General features: G+C 58.4%; 18 protein-coding genes. 3 read left to right on the top strand and 15 right to left on the bottom strand.

What is annotated here, in order from left to right; translation table 11 throughout:
- Window positions 1–93: 93 nt before the first annotated feature.
- The 13 genes from AC13DE_RS05230 to AC13DE_RS05170 form a co-directional block, all read right to left on the bottom strand.
- On the bottom strand, window positions 94–798 hold the full coding sequence (locus AC13DE_RS05230; RefSeq protein WP_446297085.1) for an ABC transporter ATP-binding protein: 705 nt from the start codon (window positions 796–798) through the stop codon (window positions 94–96).
- Window positions 798–1,559 (bottom strand): ABC transporter ATP-binding protein, encoded by a 762-nt coding sequence (locus AC13DE_RS05225; protein WP_446297086.1) that lies wholly within the window; start codon window positions 1,557–1,559, stop codon window positions 798–800. Before AC13DE_RS05225 ends, AC13DE_RS05230 begins: the two co-directional genes overlap by 1 nt.
- Complete coding sequence (locus AC13DE_RS05220; protein WP_446312334.1) at window positions 1,556–2,905, bottom strand: branched-chain amino acid ABC transporter permease; 1,350 nt, start codon at window positions 2,903–2,905, stop codon at window positions 1,556–1,558. The genes AC13DE_RS05225 and AC13DE_RS05220 overlap by 4 nt, the downstream gene beginning before the upstream one ends.
- Window positions 2,902–3,858 carry a branched-chain amino acid ABC transporter permease gene (locus tag AC13DE_RS05215; RefSeq protein WP_446297088.1) on the bottom strand — a complete coding sequence of 319 codons (957 nt, stop codon included), beginning with the start codon at window positions 3,856–3,858 and terminating at the stop codon, window positions 2,902–2,904. Before AC13DE_RS05215 ends, AC13DE_RS05220 begins: the two co-directional genes overlap by 4 nt.
- Window positions 3,859–3,940: 82 nt before the next feature.
- Window positions 3,941–5,185, bottom strand: a complete 1,245-nt coding sequence (locus AC13DE_RS05210) for a branched-chain amino acid ABC transporter substrate-binding protein (RefSeq protein WP_483047258.1) — start codon at window positions 5,183–5,185, stop codon at window positions 3,941–3,943.
- A 485-nt stretch (window positions 5,186–5,670) separates the two neighbouring features.
- Window positions 5,671–6,468, bottom strand: a complete 798-nt coding sequence (locus AC13DE_RS05205; protein ID WP_483047257.1) for an IclR family transcriptional regulator — start codon at window positions 6,466–6,468, stop codon at window positions 5,671–5,673.
- 1 nt (window position 6,469) lies between these two features.
- Window positions 6,470–7,501, bottom strand: a complete 1,032-nt coding sequence (locus AC13DE_RS05200) for a phosphotransferase family protein (protein WP_446312332.1) — start codon at window positions 7,499–7,501, stop codon at window positions 6,470–6,472.
- Window positions 7,502–7,513: 12 nt separating this feature from the next.
- Window positions 7,514–8,161 carry a histidine phosphatase family protein gene (locus AC13DE_RS05195; protein ID WP_446297092.1) on the bottom strand — a complete coding sequence of 216 codons (648 nt, stop codon included), beginning with the start codon at window positions 8,159–8,161 and terminating at the stop codon, window positions 7,514–7,516.
- Between the two features lie 6 nt (window positions 8,162–8,167).
- Window positions 8,168–9,364, bottom strand: a complete 1,197-nt coding sequence (locus tag AC13DE_RS05190; protein ID WP_483047256.1) for an acetyl-CoA C-acyltransferase — start codon at window positions 9,362–9,364, stop codon at window positions 8,168–8,170.
- Window positions 9,365–9,391: 27 nt separating this feature from the next.
- Complete coding sequence (locus AC13DE_RS05185; protein WP_446312330.1) at window positions 9,392–10,318, bottom strand: SDR family NAD(P)-dependent oxidoreductase; 927 nt, start codon at window positions 10,316–10,318, stop codon at window positions 9,392–9,394.
- 9 nt (window positions 10,319–10,327) lie between these two features.
- A complete protein-coding gene (locus AC13DE_RS05180; RefSeq protein WP_483047255.1) occupies window positions 10,328–11,149 on the bottom strand; it encodes an SDR family oxidoreductase in 822 nt (273 codons plus the stop codon).
- Window positions 11,150–11,152: 3 nt separating this feature from the next.
- The gene (locus AC13DE_RS05175; protein ID WP_446296541.1) at window positions 11,153–12,268 is read right to left on the bottom strand and encodes an acyl-CoA dehydrogenase family protein; all 1,116 of its coding nucleotides are present in this window, start codon (window positions 12,266–12,268) and stop codon (window positions 11,153–11,155) included.
- 4 nt (window positions 12,269–12,272) lie between these two features.
- On the bottom strand, window positions 12,273–13,448 hold the full coding sequence (locus AC13DE_RS05170; protein WP_483047254.1) for an acyl-CoA dehydrogenase family protein: 1,176 nt from the start codon (window positions 13,446–13,448) through the stop codon (window positions 12,273–12,275).
- A 126-nt stretch (window positions 13,449–13,574) separates the two neighbouring features.
- Between AC13DE_RS05170 and AC13DE_RS05165 the strand changes: the two genes are divergently transcribed.
- The 3 genes from AC13DE_RS05165 to AC13DE_RS05155 are packed head-to-tail and all read left to right on the top strand — an operon-like array spanning window position 13,575 to window position 16,080.
- On the top strand, window positions 13,575–14,573 hold the full coding sequence (locus AC13DE_RS05165) for an NADPH:quinone oxidoreductase family protein (RefSeq protein WP_483047253.1): 999 nt from the start codon (window positions 13,575–13,577) through the stop codon (window positions 14,571–14,573).
- Between the two features lie 18 nt (window positions 14,574–14,591).
- Window positions 14,592–15,596: an NADP-dependent oxidoreductase gene (locus AC13DE_RS05160; protein WP_483047252.1), complete on the top strand. Its 1,005-nt coding sequence runs from the start codon at window positions 14,592–14,594 to the stop codon at window positions 15,594–15,596.
- A gap of 13 nt (window positions 15,597–15,609) precedes the next feature.
- Window positions 15,610–16,080, top strand: coding sequence for a MaoC family dehydratase (locus AC13DE_RS05155; protein ID WP_289083191.1), 471 nt, complete (start codon window positions 15,610–15,612; stop codon window positions 16,078–16,080).
- Between the two features lie 106 nt (window positions 16,081–16,186).
- On the opposite strand, the gene AC13DE_RS05150 is transcribed toward AC13DE_RS05155, so the two are convergent.
- The gene (locus tag AC13DE_RS05150) at window positions 16,187–19,300 is read right to left on the bottom strand and encodes an efflux RND transporter permease subunit (protein ID WP_446312325.1); all 3,114 of its coding nucleotides are present in this window, start codon (window positions 19,298–19,300) and stop codon (window positions 16,187–16,189) included.
- 22 nt (window positions 19,301–19,322) lie between these two features.
- Entirely contained in the window at window positions 19,323–20,480 is a 1,158-nt protein-coding gene (locus AC13DE_RS05145) for an efflux RND transporter periplasmic adaptor subunit (RefSeq protein ID WP_483047331.1), read from the bottom strand.
- Between the last annotated feature and the right edge of the window lie 44 nt (window positions 20,481–20,524).

The following is a 20,524-nucleotide window of genomic DNA, read 5'->3' as shown; positions in this document are numbered from 1 at the left end:
CTCTCGAAACGCACCTGCGCCTCAGGAGGAAGAGGCCGCAGGAAGCGACGTAATTACCATACAAAAACGGATGCGGGGTGATGTTGCCGCGGATCAGACTTCGAGCCATTCCTTGCGCACATCGTCACGGGCTTTCAGATCGGCGGGGGTCCCTTCGAATACCACCTGACCGTGCCCCATGACATAGACCCGATCGGCAATATCCATCGCAATTGACAGCTTTTGTTCAACCAACAGCGTCGAGATCCCGCGATTTGCGATTTCCTTGAGCACTTCGGCGACCTTCTGGACCATTTGCGGCGACAGTCCCTCGGTCGGTTCGTCGATCATCACCAAGTCCGGGTCACCCATCAGGGTCCGGCACATCGTCAACATCTGCTGTTCACCCCCAGACAGCACCGACGCTTCGACGTCGGCCCTGCGGTCGAGGTTTTCGAACATGTCGAACATCGCTTGCATCGACCAACGGCCCGCACCATCAACCTGGCCGGGCTTCAACCCCAGGGTGAGGTTCTGCCGCGTTGTCAATCCGGGAAAAATGTCTCTGTTTTCCGGTACATAGCCGATGCCCATGTTGGCGATTTGAAACGCCTTCTTACCGGCAATTTCCTGGCCCTGGAACTTGACCGACCCCTTGGGTTCGACCTCGCCCATAATCGCCTTGCAGGTGGTGGACCGCCCCACCCCGTTGCGGCCCAAAAGTGCGACGATCTCGCCCTCTTTGACGTTGATGTTCACACCTTGAAGGATGTGAGACTTGCCATAATAGGCATGCATATCTGTGACTTCGAGCATCATTAGTGTTCTGCCTCCAATGCGGCGCCCAGATAGGCTTCTTGGACGCGGGCATTCGCACGCACCTCTTCGGGTTTGCCGGTGGCGATGATTTCGCCGTATACCAAGACCGAAATCCGGTCAGCCAGACCAAAGACAACGCTCATGTCGTGTTCGACCATGATCAGGGTTTTTCCTGCTGTGACCTTGAGGATGAGGTCGGTGATGTAATCTGTTTCGGTATTACTCATCCCGGCGGTGGGTTCGTCCAGCATGATGACATCCGCGCCACCTGCTATGGTGATCCCGATCTCAAGCGCGCGTTGTTCGGCATAAGACAGGGTACCGGCAGGCAAGTTCCGTCGACCCAACAGGTTGATCTGATCCAGGATCTTTTCAGCCTCGTCCGTCAGATCGTGCTTGCGGTTTACCAGATGCCAAAAGCTGTATTTATACCCCTGCGACCAGAGCAATGCGCAGCGCACGTTCTCAAACACCGACATGGCCGGAAAGATATTGGTGATCTGAAACGACCTGCTAAGCCCTTTGCGGTTGATCTGGTAAGGTTCCAACCCAGCCAGGTCTTCGCCGTGCAGCTTGACCGTCCCCGCGGTCGGCGCGAACCGGGCGGTGATCAGGTTGAACAGCGTGGATTTACCGGCACCGTTCGGGCCAATGATCGCATGCCGTTCAGCCTTGCCGATGCTAAGGTTGATGCCGCGGATAATTTCGGCTTTGCCAAAACTTTTCTTTAGCCCTGTGAGTTCGAGTGCGGGTGTGCTCATGACTTGCCTCCTGCCGTGTTCGCCGCGCTCCAGGCGTCCCTGAGATCAGACGCGGTGACTTTGGCAATGCCAAGCCCGATCGCCGTCACAGCGATCGCGATCAGCCATGGCAGCAGCGTATGAGTGTCAAAGGTCATCCAGAATACCGTCATTTCGTTGTCGCCCGGGATCGCATGGCGGTAATGGAAGGTCATCTCGACCAGTGCAGCCAGCCCCGCCAGCCCGAGCGCGGCCGGAAGCAACGTATAGAGATAGGGTTTGATCAGCGTACCGGCTTTGCCCAGTTTGAACACGGGCACGTGCATCATGATCAACCCGGCCAGGCCTCCTGGGAAAAACATCACTGTCGCCACGAACAGAACACCTGCGTAGAACGCCCACAGCTCGGTCGACAGGCTGAGAACGGTTTGCAACAACGTGAACGCGATTGCCCCGATAATCGGCCCAAAGAAGAAACCGACGCCGCCCAGGAATGTCACCAGAAGGATCACCCCAGAAGAGGCGGTATTCAGGTTCTCCTCGGTCAAGATTTCATAGTTGATCGCGAACAACCCCCCCGACACACCTGCGAAAAAGCCAGATGCGACAAAGCTGTAATAGCGGACCCAGCGTGCGGAATACCCCAGGAATTCGGCGCGTTCGGGGTTATCACGCACGGCGTTAGCCATGCGGCCGACCGGCGTCCGGCTCCACAGATACATAAGTGCGGCAGCGATCACCACCCAGGCCGCTGTCAGGTAATACACTTCGATCTGCTGAAGAAACTCCACGCCAAAGAAAGGTTGCGCATAGGTGCGATCGCCGCTGATGCCTTCTTCGCCGCCGAAAAACGCAACGATAATGACCGACGACGCGGCGATCAATTCACCCACACCAAGTGAGATCATTGCAAAAACCGTACCCGCCGAACGAGTGGAGAAAGACCCCACGATCAGCGCCAGACCCATGCCGAACAAACCGGCAAATACGGGCAGGACCACCAGCGGGATGGTCGAGAAAAAGTCCGACATGTTCATGATATGCATTGCTGCGAAACCGCCGACACCTGCATAAACCGCATGGCCAAACGACAGCATCCCGCCTTGCCCCAGCAACATGTTATAGGCCAGCGCGAACACGATGGTGATCGACATCTGGTTCATGATCGTCAGCGCCGAGTTATTGGTAAAAACCAGCGGCAGGAACGCAAGCACTACCGCAGCGATCACCCAAGGTGCCAGTGAAAGGGTCATTGACCCTGACCGCATGCGTTCAACCGGTTTGGACGGATCCGTGGTGATCTGCTCGTCTTCGCGAGCCCCTTTAGGGTCAATTCTGGGGTCAATTCTAGGATCTGAAACTGTCATGAGCTGCGCTTTCCGAAAAGACCTGCGGGGCGGAAGATAAGGATCAACACCATCAGGATATAGGGCAGGATGTCTGCGATCTGCGGGCTTGTAATGCTCCACAAGTCACGGAAAATGCTTTCATCAAGATTGTCGGGTGTCGAAATACCTATTCCATTCAGGACGCTTTTCATTTCGATATTGTAGGATTTTGCGAATGTGGTGATCCAGCCGATCAACAAAGACGCTGCCAGCGCCCCCCACAGCGACCCAAGACCGCCAATGACAATCGTAACAAAAACGATGGAGCCGAGTACAAAGGCCATGCCCGGGAATGTGCCCAGAACCGGGCCCGCGATCACACCGGCGACACCCGCAAGAGCGGTACCAACTCCGAAGACGCCCATGAAGATCAAGGGCACGTTATGGCCCAATGCCTCGACCGTGCGCGGATAGCTTAGTGCGGCCTGAATGATCATACCAACGCGCGTTTTGGTCAGGACATATAGCAACCCGATAAAAATGGCGACCGACGTGAAGATCATGAAGACCTTATAGGCAGGGATAGAATTGCCCGAAATCGCGAAAGCCGTGAAGTCGAGAACTTCAGGGACCGAATATGGCATCTGGTTTTTACCCCAGATGAATTGCACCAACTCTTCAATAAGCAGCGCCAGACCAAAGGTGAAAATCAGCTCTGGCACGTGGCCGTACTGGTGCACGCGCCTCAGCCCGTATCTTTCGACGCCTGCGCCGAGAACGCCAACGATCAGCGGCGCGATGAGCAACCCCATCCAAAAGCCGAGGGCAATGCTGATCTGATACGCGAAATAGGCACCAAGCATATAAAAGCTGGCGTGGGCAAAGTTCAAAACACCCATCATCGAGAAAATTAGGGTCAGACCGGCGGACAGCATGAATAACAGCAATCCAGTAACCAGCCCGTCGATGATGTTGACGAGAATGAGGTCCATGAGGCCCCTCCAGTAGAGTGGTGACAAGGTGCAAGATGCAGATCCGCCTGCGCGAACGGCAGGCGGATCAAAAAATAACGCTTTACGGGCGCTTCATCTCGCAGGTTGTTGGGATGTCCATCGACGCCATCTTGACAGTCGATTCAGTGAAGACACCAAAGCCCGAGTTGTCATAGTCAAAGTCGATGTTTTCGTTCGTGTGAACGCCAACATTCATGTCCTGGATCAACTGGTGATCCTGTGGGCGCATGAACACTTTACCGCCCCACATGCTTTCGTATTCCATGTTTTCCAACTTGGAGGCGACCGCAACCACATCGGTGGCTGTACCTGCTTCGGTAATCGCCTCGGCCAGCATGCCGATCACGTTGAATATCCGGCTCTGGTCGATATTGTCTTCTGGATACTTCACCTTGAACGCCTCATAGGTGGCGCGGGCTTCTTCGGTGGCGATCGGGTTGATACCGCCTTGCGAGATCAAGCGGATTTTGCCTTTGCCGCTTTCACCGAATGCACCCGTGATGCCGGAACCGGCGGCATAATAGGTATAGATTGGGCCGGTAAATCCGTTATCGATGATTGCCTTACCAAGGCCCAGCATGTCGGCACCCCAGTTGCCCGTGATAACCGCATCGGCACCTGAAGATACGATCTTGCGCGCGTAGGGGGTAAAGTCTTTCACCTTGCCGATCGGGTGCAATTCGTCACCGACGATTTCGATGTCGGGGCGCTTTTTACCCAGCATGTCGTTTGCAGCGGCTGCCACGGCTTTCCCGAAGGAATAGTCCTGACCGATCAGGTAAACTTTCTTGATGCTTTCGTCTTTCGCGATGACATCTGTCAGCGCGTCCATCTTGATGTCGGCGTTCGCATCAAAGCGGAAGTGCCAGAAGTTACATTTGTCATTGGTCAATGCAGGGTCAACCGCAGCGTAGTTCAAAAACAAAACGCGGGTGTCCGGATTACGCTTGTTATGCTTGTCGATGGCTTCGGTCAGCGCGTTGGCAACACCCGAGGAGTTACCCTGTGCGATATAGCGAATGCCTTGGTCAATCGCGACCTGAAGCTGAATCAGCGACTCTTTCGGGCTGATCTTGTTGTCGAAAGCGACAATTTCCATTTTCTGACCGTCAAGCAGCCCGCCCTTTTCGTTTACCATGTAATCGGCGGCGAATTCGAACTGGTGCAATCCATTAGTGCCAGTGCTTGCAAACGGACCGGACAGTGGATCAATAAAAGCGATCTTGATGTTTTCGGCAAAGGCAGCGCTTGCGCCAATGATCAGTGAAAGCGCAGATACCGCGCCCAGCTTAGTGATACTTTTCATTTTTATCCTCCCAAGGACGGCCCGGCGCTTTGATGCGTTTTGGGATTGCCAGACCTTGGGTGGAGCCTTGCACAATGGGGCTTATTGTCAAGCGCATCTTTATAAAAGTTGCGAGACATTACCGTGAGTTATCTCATTTCTTGCGTGGTGGATCGCAAGCATCCAGAGCCTGCTGCGTGGCATCTTTGCGTAACAATTGTGCGGGGGAAAACTTAACTGATTGTTATCTCTGGATTTAATCAGACGTGAATTTTTCGTGGCTTTGCTGAATATTTCGCCCTAACCTGACACCTGTCCGGATTTAGCTTCAACCAAGAATTTTGAGCCACCGTTCCCAATTTTTCACAGTGGGATTTTCGCGGGCAAACCGTCGACTTTCCAGCCCCGCAAAAGCTGGACTTGTTCCGCTATGCGGAACTCGAATCCGCTGAAATTTTATGATTCTTGTGGGTCTGTTCTGACAGGCATCTATGCGGAAAATGGCGCTAGAACCGGATGCTGATCGACTCTGCCGCCTTGATCAATCGTTTGGCATAGACAGTTTCCAACTGCTTCCGTTTGACGTGGAAAGACGGGCCGCCGATGTTCAAACCATAGACCTGCGACCCGTTCGGGGAAAAGACAGGGACGGCAATGCCGTTCACGTCGGGGCGCCAGTCCCCATAGCTCGAACAGTAGCCGCGCAGAGCATATTCCTCGACCGCAGCGGCGCAGCTCGCGCGACCGCGAGCTTCGGTCGCCTGGTCAATTTCCCCGGCAAAGGCGAACGCCTTCTCGCGCGCGATATCGTCCATTCCGACCATGATCGCGCGCCCTATGGCGGAATCGAACAGCGGTAACCGTGACCCCACCCGGATCTGAAGCGCGACGTCCTCGCGCGAACGTTTGGTGGCAATGTATACCACGTCCAGCCGATGTGCCTCACCCAGGGCCACGGTGATATACGAATTCGGACCGTCGCGCAGGCGGCGCATTTCATCTTCCGCGCGGTCACCGATTTCCATGCTCGTCAGGACGCCAAAGCCAAGCTGCAAGACCCCGGCCCCCAGCCGGTACGTGCCGGTGCGGGTATCTGCGACCAGGTAATCCAGTTCGCATAGCGTATGGGTCAATCTTGAAACCGTCGCTTTTGGCAACCCCGTACGTTCCGCAAAATCCGTATTGGTCAGCGCCGCTTCGTTTTCGCGAAAGCAACGTAGAACATCGAGCCCACGCGCCAGAGCCGTGACGAAATTGCGGTCCTTGGTTTCTATCGGATCGGTGGCAAACTCGTTCGGGGCCATACTATTTTCTTTCAAGTGCCTTTAGCCCGTTAGCAGCGAATACCGGCACATAGGCACCCACTTTCATTGCACGCTCTGGGTTGGAGGCGTTTCCGTCCAGAGCCCGCTTCAACACCCCCTGAATAATGCCGGCCATGCGGAAGAAGCAAAAAGCCAGGTAAAAACCAAAGTTGTCAATTCCCTTCAGACCCCGGCGTTCGCAATACCTGGCGATGAACTCCTCGTCGCTTGGCAAGCCAAGCTCTTGGCGGTCCACACCGCCAAACCCGCGTCCCTCGGTGCCTGCCGGCATCTGCCATTGCATGATCACCGCGGCCAAATCCGCATAGGGATGCCCGATGGTTGAAAGCTCCCAATCCAGAATTGCCAGACACTTGGTGCCGTCTTTTTCAAACATCATGTTGTCGATCCGGTAATCACCGTGCACCAAGGTGCGCTGGCCGTCATCGGCAGGAATGCTCTGCGTCAGCTTTTCAATCAAGCGGTCCATATCGGGCAAGACTTCTGTCTCAGACGCCCGGTACTGCTTGGTCCACCGCGCGACCTGACGTTCATAGTAATTGCCTGGAGGGCCGTAATCCGACAGGCCTACCGCATCAATGTCGACGTCATGCAAGGCCGCCAGCACCCGGTTCATCTCGTCTATGACACCTGCGCGCGCCGCGTTGTCCAGTTCGGGCATGCGCGGGTCCATGAAGTTGCGGCCATTCACGTGATCCATGATGTAAAAGGCCGACCCGATCACATCATCATCTTCGCACAGCAGGTGCATCTTGGCGACGGGCACATCCGTATCCGCCAACGCGCGTTGCACGCGATATTCGCGGTCCACGGCGTGGGCGGATTTCAACAGAACCCCCGGCGGTTTGCGACGCAGCACATAGTTGCGCGATGGGGTTTTCAGCAGGAACGTCGGGTTCGACTGCCCTGCCTGAAACTTGGAGACCTCAAGCGGACCTTCAAAGCCCTCAAGGTGCTTTTCCAGATAAGCGCTGACCTTTGGAATATCGAGTGTCTGGGTGTCTGTGCTCATGGCTACCGTTCCTTAACTATAGGTCAGCATGCCAGCGGTTTCGGCTGACATCAAATGGGGCGTGGCGTTGAATTCATGCAGAAAAAACGCCGTTTTGGTGAATACAAACTTGGTGATTGACGTGTTCTTGATCTGGAGGTTCAGCGTCATCATCATTTTATGCGGTGCGCCAAGAGACGCGGCCGTCAGTTGCCCGATCACCCCGCCGGAGCTTACGGCAAGCACGCGCTCCGCCCCTTCGGCACAGGCGATCAGACGGGCGGCTTCCACGCGGTCGGTGAAATTGCCCCATGTCTCGGCGGGGCCTTCGATCTCGTCTGCCTGCCACTGAAATACGGTTTCGCGCAGGGTGCGGAAATGCACCTTGCGGTCGCCCTTGACCAGTTCCGGAACCGCCCCTCTATAGCGCGCGTCCAGCAGGTTCTGAAAATCATATTCATTCAGGCCGGGGTGAGTGTTGCCTGCCTCGAATCCCATCGAGGCAAGCGTTTCTTTCTGGCGGGTCAGGGTGCCGGTGATTGTCCGGTCCGGCACCCAGCCGGTATCGCGCAGCAACTGGCCGACGGCCTCGGATTGCCGGTGCCCGAGGTCCGACAACTTGTCATAGTTGTCAGCCCCAAAAGACGCCTGACCGTGGCGGATGACCAGTAGCTCTCCCATGATGGTTTACAGGACCTCGAACAGGCCAGCAGCACCCATGCCTCCGCCGACACACATGGTGCAGACAACGTATTTGACACCGCGACGTTTGCCTTCGATCAGCGCGTGGCCAACCATGCGTGCGCCGGACATGCCGTAGGGGTGACCGATAGAGATCGCACCGCCGTCCACGTTCAACAGCTCGTCCGGGATGCCCAGCTTGTCGCGCGATGCGATCACCTGGCAGGCGAAGGCTTCGTTCAGTTCCCACAGGCCGATGTCATCCATCTTGAGCCCGTGCGCTTCCAGCAGCTTTGGCACGGCATAGATCGGGCCGATACCCATCTCATCGGGCTCGCAGCCTGCGGCCATCACGCCAACGTAGCGACCCAGTGGCTGAAGACCGCGACGTTCGGCTTCTTTCGCTTCCATGACCACAGCGGCAGAGGCACCATCGGACAACTGCGAGGCGTTCCCCGCGGTGATGAACTTGCCTTCGGGCAGGTGGATGCCGTCCTTGAACACGGGCTTCAGACCGGCAAGGCTTTCCGCCGTGGTGCCGGGGCGGTTGCCCTCGTCTTTTTCCAAGGTGACTTCGTGCTTGGAAATCTCTTTGGTCTCTTTGTCCTGAACCATCATCGTGGTGGTCATCGCGACGATCTCGTCGTCAAAGCGGCCGGCCTGTTGCGCTTGGTGCGTCAGCTCTTGGCTGCGCGCCGCGTATTCGTCCTGCGCTTCGCGGCTGACGTTATAGCGCTCTGCCACGTTTTCCGCTGTTTCCAGCATGGTCATGTAGATTTCGGGCTTGTTCTGCTTGAGCCACGGGTCGGCGCTGACGCGCATCTCTGGCGTTTGCACGAGGGAAATGCTGTCGACACCGCCGCCGATGACAATGTCCATCCCATCGGTGATCACCTGCTTGGCCGCGGTGGCAATTGCCATCATGCCGGATGCACACTGACGGTCCAGCGACATGCCTGCAACGGTCACGGGCAGGCCTGCGCGGATGGCGGCCTGACGCGCGATGTTGCCCGCCTGATGCCCCTGCTGCAAGGCGGACCCGATGACACAGTCGGAGATTTCCGACCCGTCAAGACCGGCACGCTTCACGGCGTTTTCGATGGCGTGAGCGGCAAGTGCCTGTGGTGTGGTGGCGTTGAACGCACCGCGATAGGCTTTGCCGATCGGGGTACGGGCGGTGGATACGATTACTGCGTCACGCATGGTGATCTCCCTTTGAAATTTCGTCTGTTAGCCCCAATCCAGATCAAGACCCTGGGCCTTGGCTGCATTGAGCGCGTATTTCTTCGTTTGACTAAAGGCATCGGTCAGCTCTTGCTGGCCTGCCGCGTCGGTGATCTTGTCGAAAGCGGATGCGACACCTTCAGGGGTATTCTCGTCGCCGGTCAAGGTCACGCCTTCCGTTTCGTAAATACGGGTCTGGGCAAAGCCGCCCGCCCCTGCCCCAAGGATCACGCGGCTGGGGCCGTCCTCGCTGACGAGGTACAGCAGGCCGGGTGTGATCGTTTCGGGGGCCAGCAGCGCCTGAGCCTGTTCAGGCAGCAGATCGGCGGTCATCCGCGTGGCCGCTGTGGGGGCCAGCGTGTTGACGCGGATATTGTCACGCGCGCCTTCCAGATGCAGCACGTTCATCAGCCCCATCATCGCCGCTTTGGCCGCACCGTAATTGGATTGACCAAAGTTGCCATACAGGCCCGAGGCCGAGGAGGTCAGCACAATGCGCCCGTATTTCTGTTCGCGCATGATCGGCCAGCAGGCGTGGGTCACATTCGCCGACCCGATCAGATGCACGTCGACGACCTTGCGGAAATCCGACATCTCCATCTTGGAAAACGTCTTGTCCCGCAGGATGCCCGCGTTGTTCACCAGAATGTCGATGCGGCCCCAGGCGTCCATGACCTGAGCGACCATATCTTTCACACCGGCTTCATCCGACACGTCGCAGCCATGCGCCATCGCCTCGCCGCCCGCGTCGCGGATTTCCTGCGCGACGGCTTCGGCAGCCGCCGACGAAGACCCCTGCCCGTCGGTTGTTACGCCCAGATCATTGACCATAACGCGTGCACCGCGCGCCGCGAGGCCAAGCGCATGGCTGCGCCCCAGACCCGTGCCCGCGCCGGTGACAATAGCGACGCGGTTGTCAAAACGAATATCCATCATCGCCCCTCAGTGCAGTGCTTGTTCAAAAATGTTCGGCCCGCTCATCACATTGATGCCGCCGCTGACCGGAACGACCGCGCCCGTGACATAGGCACCGCCCTTGCCGCAGAGGAACAACATGCAGCCCGCGATGTCCGTGTCGGTCCCGACGCGGCGCAGGGGCACGTCTTGGCCCACCTTGTTGCGCATCTCCTCGTCGTGGGTCGCAAAGGCGGTCATCCGCGAAACGAATGGCCCCGGTGCCAAGGCGTTCACGGTGATCGCGTCACCGGCCAGTTCCTTGGCCAAAATCTTGCTGAGATGAATAACAGCGGCCTTCGAGGCAGAGTAGCTGTAGGCGCCATCGCCCATCTCGCGTTCCCCCATCACCGATCCGACGTTCACCACCCGCGCGGGGTCTTCGATCGTCGCGTTTGCCCTGAGAAGCGGCAACAGCTTTTGCGTCAAGTCAAACAAACCCGCGACGTTCACGTTCATCACCTTGTCCCATGCCTTGAACGGAAAGTCGCCCAGAGGGGCACCCCAGGTGATGCCCGCGTTGTTCATCAGGATATCAAGCCTGTCGGTGCGTTCCTTGACCGCGGCGACAATCGCATCAACGCCGTCTTCGGTGCCGACATCGCCCGCAAAACCCTCGGCTGACCCCGACGCGCCCATGGCGTTCAGCTCTTTCGCGACGGCCTCGCAGGCTTCTCCCTTGCGGCTTGCGATCAGCACGCGAGCACCGGCACGCACCAGCGCCTCGGCGGCCATGCGACCAATGCCTGTGGCACCGCCAGTGACAAGCGCGGTTTTCCCCTCAAGGCCGAACAGTGTTTGAATATCCATGGCTTAAAATCCTCTGTGCTTGGCAACCTGGTTCGCGTGATACCCGTAATCACCCAACCATTCAGCGCCGACACGGGCGCGTTTCATATAAAATCCGATATCGAATGCGTCGGTCATACCGATGCCGCCATGCATCTGAACACCCTCTTGCACAGCAAGTTGCGCCGTCGATGTGGCACGCGCCTTGGCGAGCGAGACCGCCATGGTCGCATTTTCGGGATCTTCGTCCAATTTGCGGCCTGCATGCAAAACGGCTGAAGCGGTGACTTCGATCTCGCACCACAGATGGGCGGCGCGGTGTTGCAGCGCTTGGAAGGTGCCGATCAACGTGCCGAACTGCTTGCGTTCTTTCAGATAGCCCACGGTCATGCCAAAGGCTCCCGCAGCAACGCCTGCCATCTCGGCGGCGAGGGCGGCCTGCCCTGCCTCAATCGCGGGTTTCAGCACGGTCATGGCGTCATCGACCTGGCCCAGAACATCATCGCCCGTCGCTTCGACGTTATCAAAATCGATCCGCGCGGAATCGCGTGCATCGATCATGTTCTGCGCGTTGCGTGTGATGCCTGCGCGGTCTGCGGGGATGTCGAACAGGGTCAGCCCGTTGTCTGTCTTGGCAAGCACCAGCAAACGGTCCGCCAAAGCACCATCGACGACAAAGGTCTTCTTGCCGGTCAGGCGAAAACCGTTGCCTTCCGCCGTTGCGGTCATTGCCGTGGCATCCGGGTTGAACTTGGAGGTCTCATCCACCGCCAACGCATAGGTCGCGTCGCCGCTGGCAATCTTGGCCAGCGCGGCCTCGGCGCGCGCATCGCTGACGTGGCGCAGGGCTGTCGCGGCGATTACTGCCGTCGAAAGGAACGGGCTGACGACCAGCGTCTTGCCCATTTCATGCGCCAGAACACCCGCAGCGGCATGGCCCATATCAACGCCACCCGCACTTTCAGGAACCAGCACACCGGCCCATCCCATCGCGGCCATCTCTTTCCACATCTTGGCGTCATGGGTCTGCCCGGCATCGCGCAAGTCCCGGAACGCCTTGACCGGTGCGGATTTATCCAGGAAACCTCGCGCCGCGTCGGCCAACATGGTTTCGTCTTCCGTTAATACTAGTTTAACCATGATCTTACCCCGGGAGCCCAAGCACGCGGCGAGAGATAATGCTCAACATCACCTCGCTTGTGCCGCCTTCGATTGAATTGGCCTTTGTGCGCAACCAGTCCGCGGGACGGTTGCCCAAAGGCCCGTCCCATTCCAGCGCGTCGCTGCCGCCAGCGGCCATCAGCAATTCGTGGCGCTGCATGTTCAGCTCTGTGCCCATGTATTTCAGCATCGCCGACGCATCCCCCGCGCCGGTGCCGGCCTCGGCCTGATCCTTGTAGCGTTCCAGCGTGAGGCCAATGGCAAGCGCGTCCACCTCGCAGCGCATCACGTCGGCGCGCAGCACGGTGTCCATCTCTTGCCCCTCGGCCAGAGATTCATTCAGCACAGCCCCAAGCGCACGACCGCCCGACAGGCCCTGCCCCCCGCCCGAGATCATCTCGCGCTCGTGGGTCAGCAGGTATTTCGCCACGTCCCAGCCACGGTTCTCATCGCCGACGATCTGCTCTTTCGGCACCTGCACATTGGTAAAGAACGTCTCGCAGAAGACCGATGCGCCTGAAATCAGCTTGATCGGGCGGGTCTCGACGCCTTCGTCTTCCATGTCGATAAGCAGAAAGGAGATACCCTTGTGCTTGGGCGCATCACGATCCGTACGGATCAGCGCAAAAATCCAGTCGGCTTTATCGGCGTAGGAGGTCCAGATCTTCTGACCGTTCACCAGCCAATGATCGCCCTTGTCCTCGCCTTTGGTCTGGACGCTGGCCAGATCCGACCCGGCCCCCGGCTCGGAATAGCCCTGACACCAGCGGATTTCACCGCGGGCGATCGGGGGCAAGTAATGCAGTTTCTGTTCATGCGTGCCAAAGTGCAGCAAGGCGGGCCCAAGCATCCAGATGCCAAAACTTTGCAAGGGCGAACGCGCCTCGATCCGGTCCATCTCTTCTATAAAGATCTTTTCTTGCGCGCGGTTCATCCCCGCCCCGCCGTATTCGACGGGCCATGTGGGTACGGTGTATCCCTTGGACGCGGCGCGCTCCATCCAGACGCGCTGCGCGTCGGATTCGAACTCAAAGCTCTTGCCACCCCAACATACAGATGCTTCACTAGGCTCGCCACCGCGCATTTCAGCAGGGCAGTTCGCCTCTAGCCACTCGCGCAGCTCCGCACGGAAATGCTTCAGTTCCTGATCGGACTGCATCTTGTCTCCCCCCTCGTGTTTGCGGATAACAATTCCGCAGTGCAAAATTGCATTTCGAAATTCGATTGACAAGACAGTTTCTGAACGCGCCTATTGCTTTGCAAGTTATAAAGGAGGATTGACCCGATGAAAGCCATGCTTAGCACTGCCCCCGGTGGGCCGGAAACGCTGGAACTGACCGAACTGCCGCAACCCGAACCCAAGAAAGGGCAGGTGCGCATTCGGATACGCGCAGCGGGTCTGAACTTTCCTGATACTTTGATTATCAAGGATCTTTACCAGATAAAGCCGCCCCGCCCCTTTGCCCCTGGTGGTGAGGTCGCGGGCGAAGTTGCAGCGCTTGGCGAAGGTGTGACAAACCTGAGCGTCGGGGACCGCGTTCTCGCCATGACCGGCTTTGGCGGGTTTGCGACTGACATCATCGTTGATTCCGCTCGCGTCATGAAAATCCCCGATACGATGCCATATGACGAAGCGTCATGTCTGGTCTTGACCTACGGCACTTCGCACCACGCGCTGAAAAACCGCGCTGAAATCCAACCCGGGGAATCGCTGCTGATTCTGGGGGCGGCCGGCGGCGTCGGTGCTGCCGCGATCGAGCTTGGCAAAGCCGCTGGCGCACATGTCATTGCCGCCGTTTCTTCGGAGGACAAGGCGCAGTTCTGCCGCGATCTGGGAGCGGATGAAACGATCATCTACAGCCGGGACATGGATGACCGCGCCACGCAAAAGGCGTTTTCCGACGAAATCAAGAAACTGTCGGGCGGCGAAGGCATCGATGTTGTGTATGACGCCGTTGGGGGGGCCTATGCCGAACCTGCGGTGCGTGCCCTGGCGTGGAAAGGGCGCTATCTGGTTGTTGGGTTTCCTGCGGGTATTCCCAAGATCCCGCTGAACCTCACGCTGCTGAAAGGCTGCCAGATCGTCGGCGTGTTTTGGGGTGCTCACACGGTCCGCGAGCCCGCAATCCACGGCGAAAACATGGCCGACCTGTTCCGCATGTATGCTGACGGACAGATCAAACCGCGTATCTCTGCCCGCTTTCCGCTTGAGAAAGCCGCCGATGCGCTGAACCTGATGCAGGACCGCAAGGTTCTGGGCAAAGTTGTTCTTGATGTCGACTGACGTCGAAAGGAAGCCCAAATGACAAACCGCCAAATCGTGATTGCCGAGTTGCCCAAAGACGCGCTGACCGCCGATCATTTCAAACAAACCACGGCAGACATGCCCAAGGCGGGCGACGGGCAAGTCGTGCTGAAGGTGGTCCTGATGTCCATCGACGCGGCCAACAGGTCGTGGATGAAAGGCGCCACATACCGTGCTGCGGTCAACGCTGGCGATGCGATGCCGACCTATGCGATTTGCGAGGTCGTCGAAACCAAAAGCGACCGTGTCGCCGTTGGTGACATTGTCGCCGCCGAGGCAACATGGTCTGATTTTGTCGTCGCAGACGCACGCCGTCTCGAAAAACTGCCAAAGGTACCGCAGCTTTCGAACTTGATGTCGGTTTACGGCATTGCCGGCAAGACGGCATATCACGGGCTGATCTCGGTGGGCCAGCCGATAGCTGGCGAAACCGTGCTGGTGTCGGCAGCCGCAGGGTCGGTCGGCGGCTATGTCGGCCAGATCGCCAAGGCGCTTGGTTGCCGTGTTGTCGGCATCGCGGGCGGGGTCGATAAGTGTCGGTGGGTCAAGGATGAACTGGGTTTCGACGACTGCATCGATTACCGCGCGCCGGGCATGTCCAAGGCATTGCGGGCCGCTTGCCCTGACGGGGTCGATGTGTATTTCGACAATGTCGGCGGCACGGTTCTGGAGACTGCCCTGTTCGCAATGAACGAAAAAGGCCGGATCATATGCTGCGGCGCGATCAGCCAATATGACACCGAAACACCCGCCGGCCCGCGCAACCTGCCCGGTTTGGTGGTGGTCAAGCGGCTGCGCATGGAAGGCTTTATAGTGATGGACTGGGCGCATAATGACGCCAAGGCATTGCGAGCGCTGCAAACGTGGGTGGCGTCGGCCCAGGTCAAGGTAACTGAAGATGTCGTCGATGGGCTCGAAAACGCTCCGCAAGCGTTAATTGGTCTGTTGGCCGGCGATAACAAAGGCAAGCGCATGGTACGTGTCGCTGCCGACCCGTCCTGAAGGAGATATTGTAATGTCCGCACTGAAAGACGCCGTAGCCCACAGTGAAACTCTGATCGGCACCGAAGTCGGCGTATCCAACTGGATTACCGTCGACCAAACGATGATCGACGACTTTGCCAAGACGACACACGATCTGCAATGGATCCACGTTGACCCCGAGAGAGCCGCGAAAGAAACGCCGTTTGGCGGCACCATTGCCCACGGCTTTCTGACGCTGTCGCTGGCAAGCCGCTTTGCCTATGATTGCTTTTCGATGATGCCCGGACAGGTGATGGGGATCAACTATGGCATGAACAAGCTGCGGTTTCTGACACCGGTCAAGGCGGGGTCGCGCCTGCGCGGGCGGTTCACGCTGCAAAAGGTCACGGCCCGCAACGCCACCGACATGCTGCGCGAAAACCTGTTGACCATTGAGATCGAAGGCACGGAAACCCCCGCTCTTGTCGCGGAATGGCTGGGGCTTGCGGTGTTCAAGGACTAGGAACGCGTCCAATACTGCGGCCCAACCGGACACCGCGCCGGTTGTCTCGGGTTCAATGTCCCGACGCTCTCGGGCCCCCGCGCTTCGGCGCGAGGGCCTGATGTTCTTAGGTTTCGGTCTTGTCCGGGGTCGGGTTACGCGTGAACCGTGCCACGGTCGCGAAGAAGTACGGCACGAACAGGACACCCAGAACGGTCGCGGCGATGGTCCCTGCCAGAACGCCCGAGCCGATTGCGGTACGTCCGCCGGATCCTGCACCGGTGCTTAGCACCAAGGGCAGAACCCCCAGAGAAAATGCCATGGATGTCATGATGATCGGGCGAAACCGCTGCCGCGCGGCATCTACCGCAGCCTCGAAGATGGTTTCGCCTTCCTGCCGACGGTCACGAGCGAATTCCACGATCAAAATCGCGTTCTTGCCGGTCAATCCGACCACGGTCAGCAAACCGACCTGAAAGAACACGCCATTTTCAAAACCGCCAAGATAGGCACCGGTTAAGGTCCCCAAAATTCCGATCGGCATCGCGAGCATGACCGCAAATGGGATCGCCCAGCTTTCATACAAAGCCGCCAAGGCAAGGAAAATCGCAGCCAGCGACAGGGCATACAGCAGTGGTGCCTGATTGCCACTGACCTTTTCCTCCAGCGACAGACCGGTCCAGGCGATCCGATATCCAGGCGGCAATTGCGTGACCAGACGCTCAAGCTCGGCGATCGCTTCGCCGGTGCTGACACCCGGTGCGGGAGACCCCTGTATCTGCATTGCGGATATGCCGTCATACCGGTTTACGCCTTGCGGCCCGTAGGCCCAGTTTCCTTCGGCAAAGTTGGAAAACGGCACCAGCCCGCCGCTGGCATTGCGCACCCGCCACTTTTCCAGATCGGACGGGGTAGACCGGGCCGAGGCCTCTCCCTGTACATAGACCCGTTTGATCCGCCCTTCGTCGACAAAGTCATTCACATACTGCCCCGCCCAGGCGATCGTCAGCAAATTGCCGACATCGGTCGCCGTAACCCCCATCGCCCCGGCGCGACGCCAGTCAATATCAAGGTTGAACTGGGCCGCATCCTCCAGTCCGCTGGGGCGGGCCGAAGCGATAAGCGGACTTTGCGCGGCAAGGCCAAGCAATTGATTGCGCGCCTCGAGCAATTGATCATGGGACTGGCCCGACCGGCCCTGAAGGAAGAAGTCGAACCCCGAAACGTTGCCGAGCTGGCTGACCGACGGCGGCACAATGGGAAACACCTGCGCGTCCTGAATCTGACTGAACGCACCAAATGCACGCCCGGCGAGCGCCTGAACGCTTTGCGATGCCGATGTCCTTTCGCTCCAGTCCTTGAGACGAACAAACACCAGCCCCAGGTTCTGCCCCTGCCCCGCAAAACTGAACCCCGCGACGCCGAATACAGATTCAACGACATCACTTTCATTGTCGAGATAGTAGCTTTCGACCTGCTTGATCACTTCAAGAGTGCGTTCTGCCGTAGCCCCGGTCGGTGCCTGTATCAATGTGAACATTGTGCCTTGGTCTTCCGCCGGCAAAAATCCCCCCGGCGTGCGCAGAAACAGCATCACCATCGCGGCGATGATCAACAGATAGACCAGCCCCACCCGCACAGGCCGACGGACCAGCCACGACACGCTGGTAGTGTAGCCATCCAGCGTCTTGTCAAAACCCCGATTGAACAGCCCGAAAAAGCCACGCCGATTTGCATGGTCGCCCTGCTTTAACAACGACGCACATAGCGCAGGCGTCAGCGTCAAAGCCACAACCACTGACAGCGTCATCGCCGAAATGATGGTGATCGAGAACTGTTTATAAATCACGCCTGTAGATCCGGGAAAGAACGCCATCGGCACAAACACCGCCGACAGGACAACCGCAATACCGATCAATGCACCGGTGATCTGATCCATGGATTTGCGCGTTGCCGCCACCGGGCCGATCTTTTCCTGCTGCATGATCCTTTCCACATTTTCGACAACCACGATCGCGTCATCGACAAGCAGACCGATCGCCAAAACCATTGCCAGCATGGTCAGGGTGTTGATCGAAAATCCGAAGGCGGCCAACACGCCGAAGGTGCCCAGCAACACCACAGGGACCGCAAGCGTCGGGATCAGCGTCGCGCGGATGTTCTGCAAGAACAGATACATCACGACAAACACAAGCGCGATGGCCTCGACCAGCGTCTTGATAACTTCTTCGATAGAGATTTTCACAAATGGCGTCGTGTCGTAGGGGATGACATAGTCGACCCCTTCGGGGAAAAAGCTCGACAGCTCCTGGATCCGTTGTTCGACCAAGTTTGCCGTGTCCAGCGCATTGGCCCCCGGTGCCAGGCTGATCGCCATCCCAGACGACGGATTGCGATCGAACCTGGAGATGGTTGCATAGCTTTCTGACCCGATCTCGACCCGCGCTACGTCATTCAACAGAACAAGACCACCGTCTGTTTCGGCACGCAAGACGATCTGGCGAAAGTCTTCGGGCGTGGTCAGCAGCGATTGCGCAGTGATGGTGGCGTTCAGCGCCTGCCCGTCCATGGCGGGCCGTGCCCCGAAAGACCCCGCAGAAATCTGGGCATTTTCAGCCGATACCGCAGCAACCACATCTGCTGGCGTCAGCTCGAACGCGGCCAGTTTGAAAGGGTCCAGCCAGATCCGCATCGCGTATTGCGCCCCGAACACGCGCACGCTGCCGACGCCCTCTACCCGGCTGATTTCATTGACCAGATTGGTGTTCATGTAGTCGCCAAGGTCAGTGGCGTCATACTGCCCACTCTTGGCGATCAGCGCGATCACCATCAAAAACCCGGCCGACGACTTTTGAACCGTGATCCCCTGTCTCTGGACCGGACCGGGAAGCAACGCCGAAGCCTGCGACAGCTTGTTCTGAACCTGAACCTGCGCGATATCCACGTCTGTGCCGGTTTCGAAGGTCAATGTGATGCTGGCACCGCCCGCGCTGGTCGACGAAGAAGATATATAGCGCAGCCCGTCAAGCCCGGTCATCTGCTGTTCGATGACCTGGGTGACCGTATTGGCGACGGTCTGTGCCGACGCGCCGGGATACGAGGCCTGAACCGAAACGGACGGCGGGGCGATCTGCGGATACTGCGCCACCGGAAGCGTCAAAATCGACAAGATGCCGACACCCATGATAAAGATGGAGATTACCCACGCAAAGATCGGGCGGTCGATGAAGAAACGGGCCATGCAAGAGTGCTCCGGCTTTTTGTTAATCTGTGGTCGGGGATTTGGCGTCGGTGTCGACACCTAGCTCTTGCGGGGCGACAGTCGCGCCAACAGGTGCTTTTTGTACCCCCTTCACGATAACGCGGTCGCCGGCGGCCAGACCGCTGTCGACGATCCAGTCGGAACCCCGGTCCTGCAACACTGAAAGGTCGCGCTGTTCGACGATGTTATCCGCATTGACAACCAGTGCCACCGGCTGGCCACGCCGGTTCCGGCTGACCGCTTCCTGAGGGACCAAAAATGCCCCTTTCGCCACACCGGTGGGCATCACCACCCGCACGTACATACCCGGCAACAACAGTTTTTCGGGGTTGGCGAATTTCATTCTCAACACCACGACGCCGGTTTGCTGATCAACGTCGGGCTCGGCGGCGGTCAGGGTGCCGGTATGGTTGTAATCACTGCCATCAGCCAGCGTCAGCTTGACCTCGCGCGGGGTATCGCCAAGTCGTTTTTCGGTGTTTCCCCTGCGCCAGTCCAAAAGCTCGGCGGCGGATTGGGTCACATCGACATAAACGGGGTCGATGTTACGGATAACCGCCAGCGGGCTGGCCTGGCTATTGGTCACCAAAGCGCCTGCACTGGTCAGGGCGCGCCCGATTTCGCCGGACAGACGCGCCCGGACCTTGGTGTAATCGAGTTGGATCTGGGCTGTTTGCAACGCGGCCCTTGCGGCTTGAACCGAAGCCTCGGCACTGTCCCGGGCCGCGACCGCTGCATCCAACGCCTGATCACTGGCAACGTTGCGCGATGCCAGCTCCTTTAGCCTGTCGGCTTCTCTGACTGCGGCGTTGGCCTGGGCCTCGGCCTGCGCGACCGCAGCTTGTGCCTGGGCGACCGCAGCCGCGTATATCGCGGGGTCGATGTGGAACAGGACGTCGCCCTCCTGGACCGGCTCGCCTTCGATGAAACTGCGTTCCGTAATGATACCGTTGACCTGCGGGCGCACTTCGGCCTCGGCTGACGCAACGACGCGCCCCGGCAAAGTTGTGTTCAACGGCACATCCCGAGGCTGCATGGTGACTACGGTTACTGCCGCAGGGGGGCGCCCACCGGGTTGCTGCGCCAATGCCGACGTGACAACAGTCAGCAACGCGATAAAGGTGGCAACGGCGCGACGTCGGTAGCTCGCATGAAACATTTCGTAAAATCCTGTCAATTCGAAACTCTTTTCGATCTGAAATC

It is taken from the genome of Sulfitobacter sp. L-8 (assembly GCF_056859255.1).
The sequence above is the reverse complement of the archived record's forward strand: the minus strand, read 5'-3'. Positions and strand labels throughout refer to the sequence as shown.